Annotated in this window: 10 protein-coding genes; all 10 read left to right on the top strand. The window is 28.4% G+C overall.

The genetic code is table 11. The features are described from left to right. The first annotated feature begins 423 nt into the window (after positions 1-423). Positions 424-1,884: a TrkH family potassium uptake protein gene (locus tag MBFIL_RS08315; protein WP_066973466.1), complete on the top strand. Its 1,461-nt coding sequence runs from the start codon at positions 424-426 to the stop codon at positions 1,882-1,884. 235 nt (positions 1,885-2,119) lie between these two features. Beyond that, complete coding sequence (locus MBFIL_RS08310) at positions 2,120-2,770, top strand: potassium channel family protein (protein WP_066973464.1); 651 nt, start codon at positions 2,120-2,122, stop codon at positions 2,768-2,770. Between the two features lie 1,313 nt (positions 2,771-4,083). Next, positions 4,084-4,956, top strand: coding sequence for a nitrogenase iron protein (gene nifH / locus MBFIL_RS08305; RefSeq protein ID WP_066973462.1), 873 nt, complete (start codon positions 4,084-4,086; stop codon positions 4,954-4,956). 182 nt (positions 4,957-5,138) lie between these two features. After that, positions 5,139-6,680, top strand: a complete 1,542-nt coding sequence (locus MBFIL_RS08300) for a nitrogenase component 1 (RefSeq protein WP_066973460.1) — start codon at positions 5,139-5,141, stop codon at positions 6,678-6,680. A gap of 122 nt (positions 6,681-6,802) precedes the next feature. Beyond that, on the top strand, positions 6,803-8,146 hold the full coding sequence (locus MBFIL_RS08295; RefSeq protein ID WP_066973458.1) for a nitrogenase component 1: 1,344 nt from the start codon (positions 6,803-6,805) through the stop codon (positions 8,144-8,146). A 628-nt stretch (positions 8,147-8,774) separates the two neighbouring features. Beyond that, a complete protein-coding gene (locus MBFIL_RS08290; RefSeq protein ID WP_245637483.1) occupies positions 8,775-9,530 on the top strand; it encodes an ABC transporter ATP-binding protein in 756 nt (251 codons plus the stop codon). A 156-nt stretch (positions 9,531-9,686) separates the two neighbouring features. Next, entirely contained in the window at positions 9,687-10,322 is a 636-nt protein-coding gene (locus MBFIL_RS08285) for an ABC transporter permease (RefSeq protein WP_066973454.1), read from the top strand. Between the two features lie 369 nt (positions 10,323-10,691). Then, on the top strand, positions 10,692-11,747 hold the full coding sequence (locus MBFIL_RS08280; protein WP_066973452.1) for an ABC transporter substrate-binding protein: 1,056 nt from the start codon (positions 10,692-10,694) through the stop codon (positions 11,745-11,747). A 232-nt stretch (positions 11,748-11,979) separates the two neighbouring features. Then, the gene (locus tag MBFIL_RS08275; protein ID WP_066973450.1) at positions 11,980-12,792 is read left to right on the top strand and encodes an ABC transporter permease; all 813 of its coding nucleotides are present in this window, start codon (positions 11,980-11,982) and stop codon (positions 12,790-12,792) included. A 155-nt stretch (positions 12,793-12,947) separates the two neighbouring features. After that, positions 12,948-13,202 carry a hypothetical protein gene (locus MBFIL_RS08270; protein WP_066973448.1) on the top strand — a complete coding sequence of 85 codons (255 nt, stop codon included), beginning with the start codon at positions 12,948-12,950 and terminating at the stop codon, positions 13,200-13,202. Positions 13,203-13,736: the final 534 nt, after the last annotated feature.

Raw genomic sequence — 13,736 nt, 5'->3', positions numbered from 1 at the left:
AATAGATATTCAATGAAAAACATAGACAACAAATAAAAAAAACTACAAAAAATAATTTACAATCTAACCACAACTAAGAAAATTCACTGTCATCCATCAACTGAAAAATTAATTATTGCACAGCCAATTATATATCAATTGACAATACCATACTTGTCATGATACTTAAATATATATTAATTAAACTTTGAAATACATCATATATATAAATAAGTGAAACAATAGCTATTAAAACTTGAATATTAATAACTTTAAGAATTAATTTGGACTGTTTTCGCAAAATAAAAAATTTTGCAAAATCTCATTATCGGTATTTTAATCAGATTCAACACCTTAAGGTGAGAATTTGGAAAATTTTTCATTTTCCAAATTCAGTGTCTAATACTAAAATATTTATAATCATGAATTCATATTTATAAAGTAATGAAACATATCCGCACTAAAGACATTTATATAATCAGCCAATATCTTGGCATAATTATGCAGGGAATTGGAATAAGTGTTTTAATTCCATTAATAGTAGTTTTATTCTACAGAGAAACTGTTCATTTGAGTTTCATAGTTCCAGGAATCATATCATTTGCTATTGGAACAATACTTCATAAAATTTCTTCAACACACTCTTCAACACACTCCATAAGACTAAAACATGGTATGATGATATCCTCCTTTGCGTGGATATGGGCAAGTTTTATAGGGGCACTTGTAATGATGTCTGCAGTGGATATGAGCTTTATTAATGCTTTTTTTGAAAATATGTCTGCATGGACAGGTACAGGATTTACACTATTCCCTGATTTAAATGTGGTTCCTAAATCTGTAATACTTCTTAGAAGCATAGAACAATGGATTGGAGGATTAGGAGTTGTAACTCTTATAATCGGATTATTATTACACTCTGGGCGTCCTACAGCCAGACTTTATAAATCTGAAGCAAGAGAAGAAAAAATAAGTCCAAGTATTGGAAGTACTTTAAAAAAGATAATTAAGGTTTATGTTGGAGTTACAATCATTGGAATAATCATTTATATCTTAGCAGGAATGCCTATTTTTGATTCTGTAAACAACACGCTTATGATGGTAGCTACTGGAGGAATGTCTCCTCATAATGAAGGTATGGGATTCTACCATGATAATATTTTTAATATAATATCTATAATTCTAATGATAATTGGAGGAACAAGCTTTTTAGCTCTTTACAAGTCACTTAAAACAAAGGGAGTAAAACTTGTGAGAGATGTTCAATTTCAAGCAATGATGTTTCTAATTATAGCTATTTCTTTAATACTTATTTTTGCAACTGATATTTTACCTATGAATATAATATATCATGTAGTTTCAGCAGTAACCACTACAGGATCAACATTAATATCAAAAAATGATGTAGCAAGCTGGCCAGGATTTGTAAAATCAAATATAATGATTTTGATGTTAATTGGTGGTGCAAGTGGATCTACTGCTGGAGCTATTAAACTAATCAGAATCATGATAGTTTTAAAAGGAATTGGAATGAATATTAAACAAATAATGGCTCCAGAAGGAATGGTACATAAAATAAAACTTTCTAAACAAGTTATTAAAGAAAACGAAATTAAAACTATGAGTTCTTTTATTGTACTATACATGTTATTTGTTTTTGCAGGATGGTTTGTTTTAACATTCTATGGATATGATCCAATGAATGCATTATTCGATGTTATTTCTGCCCAAGGAAATGTTGGGATAAATACAGGAGTTATTTCAGCTTCAATGCCTTTTGAAGCAAAAATAATGATTATTGTAAACATGTGGGTAGGACGATTAGAAATAATCCCTATATTAGTCGTTGCAAGAGGATTATTCGAAGTATTAAAAGGAATTATCCCTTCACAAAAACCTTATTAATAACAACGAACATACATAATATCTTCAAATTATTATAGTAAAAGATAATAAAAATATAAATTTATGATGAATAATAATTTAATATAAATTAATAGAATTAATACTATTATTAATTAAATTCAACTATTAAATGATGTTATTTATATTAATAAAATAATTACCAATATTAATAAATTAATCTTAAATATAAGATATAATTTTTAAGCTAATTTTTAGAAATTATAGGGGTTACTATATGTATATAATTATTATGGGTGCTGGGAGAGTTGGATTACACCTTGCTGAACTTTTAGTTAATGATGGTTATGATATTACTATAATCGAAAACAGAAAAGAATTATGTGATATTGCATCAAATGAATTAGATGCGATGGTGATCTGCGGAAATGGAACTAGTACAAAGATATTGGAAGAGGCTAATATAAGTGATGCTCGCGTATTTGTAGCTGCAACTGGTAATGATGAAACTAACCTATTATCATCTGTTTTAGCTAAAGACTACAACGTACCTCAAGTCATAGCTCGTGTAAGTAATCCTGATCATGAAGATGCCTTTAGAAAAGTAGGAATAGATGATGTTATAAGTCCTGAGAGGACTGCAGCAGGATTTTTAGAAAAACTAATCACCAGACCTAATGTAGCAGATCTTACAGCTTTTGGAAAAGGTGATGGTGAAATCATGGATATGGTAATTAGCAATGATAAGCTAAATGGTAAACGAATATCTGATGTTTCACCAACAGACGATTATATAGTAATAGCTATTTACCACGGTGGAAAACTAAAAATACCACGATCAAACACAATCCTAAACCAAGGTAATAAAATATCTATATTAATAAAAAGAGGTAGCTTCAAAAAAGCAGCAAAAATATTTACAAAATAAAACATGGAAAAAACTAAAAAAGAAATAAAAAAAGCCCTGAGAGTATAAAACGCTAAATATAAGAGGATGTTCCATAATTCTATAAGTCGTTTAAAATCTATTTAATTAATTTTTAAGTATTTTAATTAAATATATATTAAAACAAAGTTATTTTAATCATTTTTAAATATAATATGTTTTCATGATATTTAGAATTTTTACCACTTTCTATGTAGAATTTATAAAAATATATTGATAAACTGGATTAGAATAGCTAAAATTCAATTTATATAACTAATTAAATATCCATATAATTAATTTATCAACAATATAAGACTCTTAAAATACTTATTTAAGAAAATAAGTCTTAATTAATCATCTATTGAATTATGGGACATCTCCATAAAACTCTACAAATATCTAAAAATCTAAATATAAAACTCTACAAATATCTAAAAATCTAAATATAAAACTCTACAAATATCTAAAAATCTAAAATTAGTTTAAAAACTAATAAAACATTTTACTTTTTCTAAATCTAAAAATTAAAAATTATCTGTTTTTAAAGGGTTAAACAACTCCAAAGTTCTTTAATAAAGATAAACAAAATAGCTATCTAGTTTTAATAAAGTTTAGGTACGCCTAAATAAGTAATCTTTATATACTATAAAAATCATCAGTATATTACATAACAATTGTTATGGAATATTCATTCAAATTAAATAAATTTAGAAAATGAGTTATAAAAAATAGATTATAATTAAGTAATGATAAATTAAATGAATTAATACTTCCAAAAACTTAAAATAATTGTTATAGAACTATTTATTAAAAATACAAAGGAGACATAAAGTTGAACCCAAAATATATTATCAACGAATTTATGGGCGGAAATTCCATGGATTTAAGAGAACATATGAACATGAAAAATGAAATGGCTAGTAGTGACACTATGCAGTGTAAAGCCTTAAAAATGTTCTGTACTATGATTGGGTAAAATGATATGTCTTGAAGAGAATTTTAACTAAAATAGAATCTCAATACTATTTTTACTTATCAACAGATACAACTTTTATATGAATTATACAACTTTTATATGAATTAAATAAAGGTTAATATAATATTAGTTAATACTACACAAAATGCAATATTAAAAATTAAGTTTAAACTAAAATTAGTTAAAAGTATTGCTAAATGTACTATTCTTTTAAGATATTGCTGTAGAATTAGTCTACTTAATATCTATTAACAATTTATAACAATTGTTAATGTATACACAATAACATTGTTATAAAATACGAAAATATAATTAAAAAAATTAGTGAGGCATAAATGTGACAAAAAAAATAAAAGAAATTGCAATATATGGAAAAGGTGGAATAGGTAAGTCTACAACTACATCAAATATAAGTGCAGCATTATCTGATGCTGGATACAATGTAATGCAAGTTGGATGTGATCCAAAAAGTGATTCTACAAACACATTAACTGGTGGAAAATCAATACCAACTGTTCTTGATTCTTTGAGAAAAGGAAGAGGAGCTTTGAAAGTTGAAGATGTGATATTTGAAGGTTTTAATGGAATTCATTGTGTTGAAGCTGGAGGTCCTGAACCTGGTGTAGGATGTGCTGGAAGAGGGATAATAACTGCAGTAGAGTTCTTAAAACAAGAAAATGTCTATGAAGAATACTCCCCAGATATTGTTTTATATGATGTGCTTGGAGATGTTGTTTGTGGAGGATTTGCAATGCCTATACGAGAAGGAGTAGCAGATCAAGTATACACAGTTTCATCTGCAGATTTCATGGCTATTTATGCAGCTAACAATCTTTTCAAAGGTATAAAAAAATATTCCACTGGAGGAGGAGCTCTTTTCAGCGGTCTTATTGCAAACTCTATTACATTTGGAGCACAAAAAGAAATTCTTGAAGATTTCACTAAACAAACCAAAAGTACAATAGCTGGATTTGTTCCAAGATCCCTCACAGTTACTCAAGCAGAATTATCTGGTAAAACAACAATTGAAGCAAGTCCTGATTCAGAACAAGCAGATGTTTACAGAAAGCTTGCAAAGGACATTTACAACAACAAAGAAGAGTATGTACCTTCACCACTTGAAAGTGATGAACTTAAAGATTGGGCAGAATCATGGTCTGATAAATTATTAGACTTGAAAAAACAGGAAGAAGGTGATTTCAAGATCTAAAAATCTTAAAATCTAAAAATCTTAAAATCCTATTTAAAAGTAAAGATTTAGCTATTTCCTAAAGTAAATAAAAATAAGAAAATTAGATAAATAAAAAATTGGATTAATAAGATAAATATTACTCATTATTAAATAATAAAAAACTTTAAAATTAAAACAAATATTATATGAGAGGTATTAACATGGCAAAAAATGAGCTTGACTCAGAAGATTACATTGTAGAACTCGATAAAAATACATGCCCTACACGTGAACAACGTGCTAATGGTACTAATGTATATTTTGGAAAAGCAACTGAACTTTTAGAGGATGCAAAAAAAGGAAATCTTAAATGTACTGAAAGAGGCTTTCAACAATCTGGAGGATGTATCCTTAACTTTTATCTTTCTGTAAGAGTATCTACAATAAGAGATGCTGCAATAATATTCAATGGTCCTGTAGGATGCTCACATGCAGCATTAGGTTACAAAGAATTATATGGAGCTATACCAGAATCATTAGGAAAACCTACTAATTATAATCTTAACTGGCTTACTACTAATCTTGGTGAAGATGATGTAGTATTTGGTGCTAAAGATAAACTTATAGAAGCTATTAAGGAAGCTGAAAAAAGATACTCACCTAAAGCAATATTTATCTTAACTACTTGTGTTACAGGTATTATTGGTGAGGATATTGAAGCAGCAGTAAATGAGATTCAACCAGATATAAAAGCAACAGTTGTTCCTATACATTGTGAAGGAGTACGATCTAAAATCATGCAAACTGGATACGATGCATTCTGGCATGGTGTATTAAAATACTTGGTAAAAAAACCTGAAAAGAAACAAAAAGATTTGGTTAATATAGCTAGTATGTTATCCTATGCATGGCAGGATAGAATAGAAATTGAAAGACTACTTGGAAAATTAGGTCTTAGAGTAAACTTCATTCCAGAGTTTGCAAGTGTTGAAGACTTTGAACAACTATCTGAAGCAGCTGTAACCGCACCAATTTGTCCAACTTATACAGATTATCTTTCCAGAGGACTTCATCAATATCATGATGTTCCTTTCTTTATGTATCCATCTCCAATAGGTATAAAAAATACTGATGCTTGGCTTAGAGAAATAGCTAAATATACTGGGAAAGAAGAGGAAGTTGAAAAGCTTATAGCCGAAGAACATAAAAAATGGGTTCCTAAACTTAAAGAAATCAGAGATAAATTTAAAGCTATTGAAATTGAAAGAGATGGTGAAAAAATCGATGTTCTCGGTTCCCTTGGACAAGGAAGACTTGTTACTCAACTACCTTACTTTGATGAATTAGGTGTTAGATCAACATCTGCAATGGCTCAGGATTTTGATAATATATTAATAGATGAGTTAGAAGATGTTATTGAGAAAGTTGGTGACTTTAATGTAATGGTAAATACCTTCCAAGCTGCAGAACAACTTCATATTACTGAACATACTAAACCTGATATGGCTTTAACTTGTCCGTTCCAAGGAGGTGCTTGGAAACGTGAAGGTTCTGTATCAAGATTACACTCTTTAAGAGGAGATCCAAGAAAATGGAGTGGTCAGGCAGGATATGCTGGTGCAATATCTTATGGAAATTTCTTATTGCAAGCACTTAAAAACGAATCCTTACAAAGACTTTCAAAAGAAAATACTGGAGTAAGTGTAAAACAATGGTATTTAGACCAAGATGATCCATTATACTTTGCTGAAAAAGGGAAATAATTAACATTATTCAAAAAACATTACATAAAAATATGAAATTATTCAAAAAACATTACATAAAAATATGAAATTATTCAAAAAACATTACATAAAAATATGAAATTAAATATGGAGATGGAAAATTGAGCAAAGATGAAAAAGAGCATATAGATGAATCAAGCTCTCCCAGAATAGTAGAGGCTCCAAGATATGGGTGTACATTATCTGGAGCTTATGAAGCAGCTGTTGGATTGAATGAAGGAGTTCCTATTCTTCATTCTGGTTCAGGCTGTGGTATGAGTCAATTATTCGGAGCTAACTATGGAGGAGCTCAAAATGCTCCTGGAGATTATGGAGGTTCATCTACACCATGTTCCTGTCTTGTAGAAGAGCATGTGATTTTTGGAGGAGAAGACAAATTAAGAAAATTAATTGACTCTACAATAAAAATTTCAACTGGTGAATTTTTTACAGTGATATCTGGATGTGTCCCTTCACTCATTGGAGATGATGTTGATGCAATAGTGAGTGAATTTAGAGATAAAGCTCCTATTATCCATGTCAATGCCCCTGGTTTCAAAGGAAACTCATTTGAAGGCTACGAACTTTTCTTTGAAGCTCTTGCTGATCAATATTTAACACCTTCAAGTGAAAAACAAAAGAACTTAATTAATATATTAGGTATTGTACCATATCAACATATCTTTTGGAAAGGAGAACTTAAGGCTATTAAAGATTTACTTGCAAGGCTTGATATAGAAGCTAATGTACTTTTTGGAGAATTTGATACTGTTGAAAAAATCCAAAAAATACCTTCTGCAGCATATAACATCATTCTATCACCTTGGATTGGACATAGAGCAGCTAAAAAAATTGAAGATAAATTTGAAACCCCTTTTTTAAGTTTTCCAGGAATTCCAATTGGACCTATACAAACAACTAAGTTCTTAAGAAAATTAGCTGAAATTCTTCCTATTGATAAAACAAAACTTGAAGAACTTATCACTTCAGAAGAAAGGAGAGCATATCGCCAAATAGAATATGCTGGAGATATTCTTCAATTCGATGTTCCTAATGTTTACTTTGGGGTTGTAGCTGACTCAAATACTGCAATAAGTGTTAGTAGATATTTAACAGACGAAGTAGGACAACTTCCAGACATTATTATAGTTACTGATAATCCTCCAAAAGAATATAGAGAAAATATCCTTAAGGAACTAACAGGTAGTGAAGAAATTGGATTTACTCCAGACATTGTCTTTGAAATTGATTCATATAAAATAGGTCAAATATTAAAAGATAGACCTTTCTTAAATCTTTATGCAAGTTCTCTTGAGTCTGTTATTAAAGATGAATTAGAAACTACGCATGTAACTGTATCATTCCCATCATACAATAGAGTTGTTTTAGGAGACAACTATGTAGGATATGATGGAGGAAGTAGCCTAATTGAAGATCTCTTCTATGATAAAGCAGGACCATTATAATTAAAAATTAATTAAAAATTATTAGAAATTATTAGAAATTTTAAAAACAATGAAAAACAATGCGTTTTATAGTATTTGCCAAAAGAATGTTAAATTACTTCTAAAATTATTACAAAGATTTGGTAATACTATATACAACACTTATTTATTCAATTAAGAATTTTCAGCCAAAATTTCAATGATAATTGACTACTTAGAATATTTCAATTAAAAGTTTAATAATAATTGATGCTCAGAATATTTTTGTGAAAAATTTAATAACAATTGTTATGAAATATGAATAACAATGTTATAGAAATATGAAAAATTTAAAAGAATAAGTAATAGAAATAAATTACTTAAAAATATTCTTAAAAAGATATTTAAAAGATAAATATTAATCAACTAATAGAATAAGAATAATATAAATATAATACAGGAATAATAAAGAATAATACAAGAATTTAAAAGAGAATAAATGATAATATAAATATAATACAAATTTAATACAGATTTAATCAGAATAAGGAGATCTGATAAGATTAGTGAAGTTGATAAAGCAGTCAAGATAGAACTTGCTAATATTAAAAAAACATTCCAGACGAAGAGTTCTAAAACAGATAAAGAAGATTTTGTTGCACTTAATGGTGTGAACCTTGATATTTACGATGGAGAATTCATAGCTATTTTAGGACCTAGTGGATGTGGTAAGTCTACATTACTAGATCTTATAGGAGGTCTTTCAACCCCAAATGGAGGAGAAGTGAAAATAGATAATAATATTATTGAAGGTCCAGGGTTAGATAGAGGCATAGTTTTCCAACAGTATGCACTATTACCTTGGAGAAATGCTCTTAAAAACGTTACTTTTCCTCTTGAAGAAAATAAGGAAGAAAAAGATCCTGAAGAAATTGCTAAAAAATATCTTTCACTTGTTGGTTTAACAGGTTTTGAAGATAGATATCCTCATGAGTTAAGTGGAGGAATGAAGCAAAGAGTAGCAATAGCTAGAGCATTAGCTATTGAACCAGAAATATTGTTAATGGATGAACCTTTTGCTGCAGTAGATGCCCAAACAAGATCAATATTGCAAACTGATTTAATAAAAATTACTGAAAATACTAAAAAAACAGTTGTATTTATTACACACAGTATAGATGAAGCAATATTCCTAGCAGATAGAGTAGCTATTATGACTGCAAGACCTGGCGTTATTAAAGAAATAGTTAATATTCCAGTTACAAGAGAATATAGACTTAATACTGACTTTAAAAGTACTACAGAGTTCGTTAGAATAAGACATAAGATATGGGAACTCTTAAAAGAAGAAGTAGTTAAATCTCAAGAAATAGTTGAGAAACAAGTTGAGCCAGAAAAAATACTTGAAAAAGGTGGAGGGATTTAAATTAGCAACAATAAATTTTCACCAGCCTCATTTTTCAAATCTGCTATACACAAGTATATAGCAGTTATAGTTTTTATAATAGCTTGGCAACTACTTCCTACATTAGGACTTGTAAATCAGATATTTGTTCCTACACCAACAGTGATATTAGGTGAAATGTGGAGATTAATTTTAGATGGAACCCTTCAAATAAATATATTATCCAGTTTATGGAGAGTTTTCACAGGCTTTGGACTTGCACTTCTTGTAGCATTACCTCTTGGATTTTTACTTGGAGGATTCTTTAAAAACTTTGAAAAAGCTGTAAATCCCCTTTTACAAATACTTTCTCAAGCAAACCCTTTCACACTGTTCCCAATTTTTATAGTGTTCTTAGGTATAGGCGAGCTTTCTAAAATAACTATTATCTACTGGGTAACTCAATGGCCAATATTACTTAATACTATCACTGGAATTAGTAATGTTGATCCTGTTTTAGTTAAAATGGCTAAATCTTCAGGTATTAGTAAATTTTCCATATTTACAAAAGTTTTAATTCCTGCATCACTGCCAACAGTATTTACTGGTATACGAATGGGTTCAGTATTTGCATTTTTCATGTTGATTGGAGCTGAAATGCTTGGTTCAACATCAGGTTTAGGTTATATGATCATGCAAGCTCAAATGGTAATGCAAATACCAAAAATGTGGGCAGGAATAGTAACCGTAGCAATATTTGGAATACTTATAAATTATCTAATCCTTTATTTAGAAAAAAGAGTTTCAGTATGGAAACAAGATATTAATGTCTAATTAATGTCTAAATTTAGTTATTTACTGTTTAAAATTACTATAGTTTAAAATTACTACAACTAAAGGAGGTGGTTAAAATGATATGTTGAAAATTAACCACCACATACTCAAATCAATTAACACGACTTAGAAATGTTAAATATAAAAAAATAGAACATATTACGTAATTAAACACAACTTAAAGATAAAATATAAAAAATCAATGAATTGATAATTAATTATAACAATTTTGATAGCACCACAATATAATTTTAATAGTTCAATTAAGAACTTTACTGTTATAAGTCATTGATTAAAATGTTTATAAATAAATTTTAAAAATTCACTGATTACACATATGAAATTACATGTGAATATAGGAGTTAAAATATGGTTAATAAAAAGTATGTAATAATTGCTATTGTAATAATAGCTATTGTTGCAATAATAGCTGGTTTTAGTCTTGCACAGCCAGCAGAGGCAGGTTCAATTAATGGAGCTGTTACAAAAGATTGTTCAGGAACCCCCTGGTTTGTAGGAAAAGAAAAAGGATTTTTTGATAAATACAATGTTACTCTTGTAGATAAAGGAGATATACCTTATGCACAACAACCTGCAGCACTTACAAGTGGTGAACTTAATGTGTATGATGGACATCCAAATGCTTTAATAAACCTAATTAAAAGTGGAGTTAAAGTAAAAGCTGTTGCAGTAACTGGTGCAGAACCAATAAATGGATCTGTTGAAGAAGAACACATGCATTGGCTTGTTAAAGAAGGTAGTCCATTAAAATCCGCTAAAGATATTGAAACATTTTCTAAAGAAAATAACCGTAAAGTTAAAGTAGGAGTATTAGCTACAGGTGTTTGTGCTGATATAGAAACCAATGCATGGTTAAGAAAAAATAATATAAGTACTGATACTATAGAATATGTAGTCCTTCCTGATAACCAACAAGAACAAGCATTATTACAAGGAAGTATTGATATTGCAACATTACATCCTCCATTTTTCGCAAAAGCTGAAAAAGATAGTAATGAAACAAAAGATGCAAGTAAAAAATTAAGAATCCTTACTACAAGTACTGAAGCATTCGGTGCTGCTGCAGGATTATCCTTTGCTGTTGTTAATGAAGATTTCATAAAAAGTGATCCAGATACAGTTGCAAACTTTATTAAAGCATTCAAAGATGCTGACAGATGGTCAAATGAAAACAGACAAGAAGCTGGAGAAATAACCTCCAAAAACATTGACTTACCATATACCGCAAATGTCCACTGGTACAGTCCTTCTGGAGCATTCGATGCTGAAGTTGATGGATACATACAAGAGTGGATCGATGCAATGGTAGCAGATGGATTATTGAAAAAAGGTGAATTTGAACCAAAAGATCTTTACACAACTGAATTCAAAGATACTTGGCAAACTAATTTACCAAATCAATAAATTGAAACTAAACAATATATTAAATAATAACAACTTCAATAGGTAATATGAATTTAAAAGAAAAACCTCAAAGATATTCTTTTAATATTTCATATTATTTTTGTTAATCTTAATTAATTATAGTATTAGTTTTAATAATTATTTTTTCATCAGCTATAATTTTATCAATACACTGTTACATTTGAGGATTTTAAAATATAAGAAAGTTGTATTCTCAAATCAGAGGTTTAAAATGAAAAAAGATATTAAAAAGTCAAAAAACCTCAAAAATAACGAAGTGTTGACAAATAAGGTTTTTCATTGGATAAAATTATATTTAAATAAATATATTGCTGTTATACTGTTTATATGTTTATGGGAACTCTTATCCATTATAGGATTTTTTGATCCTGATTTTATATCTTCTCCAACAACAGTTATCATAAATTTCATTTATCTGATTTTTCAAAGTAGTTTTATAGAAGATATATTCTACACATTTGCAAGAGTTTCAATAGGTATTGGACTTGCACTTTTAATATCTATTCCACTTGGTTTTATATTGGGAGGTTTTTTCAAAAAAATAGAAAATTCATTAAATCCAATGTTTAGGATTTTAGAGCAATTTAATCCACTTACACTTTTCCATTTGCTTATATTAATAACACTAATAAATGAATTATCTACAATATTAGTTATTTATTGGGCTGCACAATGGCCATTATTAAATAATACTATTTCAGGAGCTAAAAGTGTTAATCCTACATACATTAAAATAGCTAAAGCTGCTACTTACAATAAATTTGATATTTTTTGGAAAATACAATTACGATCATCACTTCCAAACATATTTACAGGTTTGCGTTTAAGTATATTATTTGGATTTTTAATAGCTTTTGGAGTAGAAATGATGGGAATGACAACAGGAAGAGGTTTAGGCTATTTTATCATTACATCCCAAATGCACGGATCTATTCCTCATGTCTGGGTAGGAATAGTTACTATGACTTTACTCTCATTAGCAATGACAATAGGACTTAACAAAATTGAACAACATGTGACTTAAATAAATATAGTTAAAAATAAGCATTTAATTATATGAAACAAACATTTCAAACTTTTAAAAAAAGTTTGAACAAAAGCTATTTCCAAAAATAAAGCATTTTAAGCATTAATTATGCTTTTATTAATATTAAAATAAATATATTAAGGAATATTACTATGAAAAAAAGAGATTATGGAATTATTATCGGGATAATAATTGTTATAGTTGTAGCTATTATATTATCCTCTACATTCATATTCCAAGAAAAAGAAGAAGGCATATGTAAAGAGTGTCAAATGTTAAACTGCCATGAACATGCTACAGGAGATAAATACTGTTGTGATATGTGTAATATGGAAGAAGGAAGCAAATGTGACTGTGACATGCCTGAAATGACCAGCAATTCAACTATGAATACATTAAATACTTAATACATTGAACAGTCCATGTTACAAAGCAAGGTTACATAAACTCAAGTAACATGAAATTTTATTACTTAATTATTTATTCATATTACTTTTAATAGTTTAAAGGAGATCTTCCATAATTCATTGATTAGTTAATTGATACTTATTGGCTTATATTATGATGATGAAGTAATATTAAGTTAAAATAAGGATTATTATTTAGTTTATTGGGTTTTAAGTGATTTATCTTTGTTGATTATTTTTTAGTAAAGTTTAATAATCTTTGTGTTGAAATATGACTTCATGCATTAATGACTTTAATAAACTTTTTTTTATTAAGTTTTTGTGCATTTATTATGAAATTTGTATTAATAAATTAGTGCTTTTGTATGAATCATGTTTTGATAAATGGCATACTGACTAAGAGATACTTATTTAGACATGTATGGTTTTATACTATGTTTATTTATGTTTTTTCTAGTATATTGTGTCTTTTAGATTTCTTGTTCGTATTGTATTGTATATTGCATTTCTGATGTTTATTTCATTAGTTGCAGC

This window comes from Methanobrevibacter filiformis (genome assembly GCF_001639265.1).
Taxonomy (GTDB): Archaea; Methanobacteriota; Methanobacteria; order Methanobacteriales; family Methanobacteriaceae; genus Methanacia; species Methanacia filiformis.
This window is presented reverse-complemented; position numbering and strand designations above follow the sequence as displayed.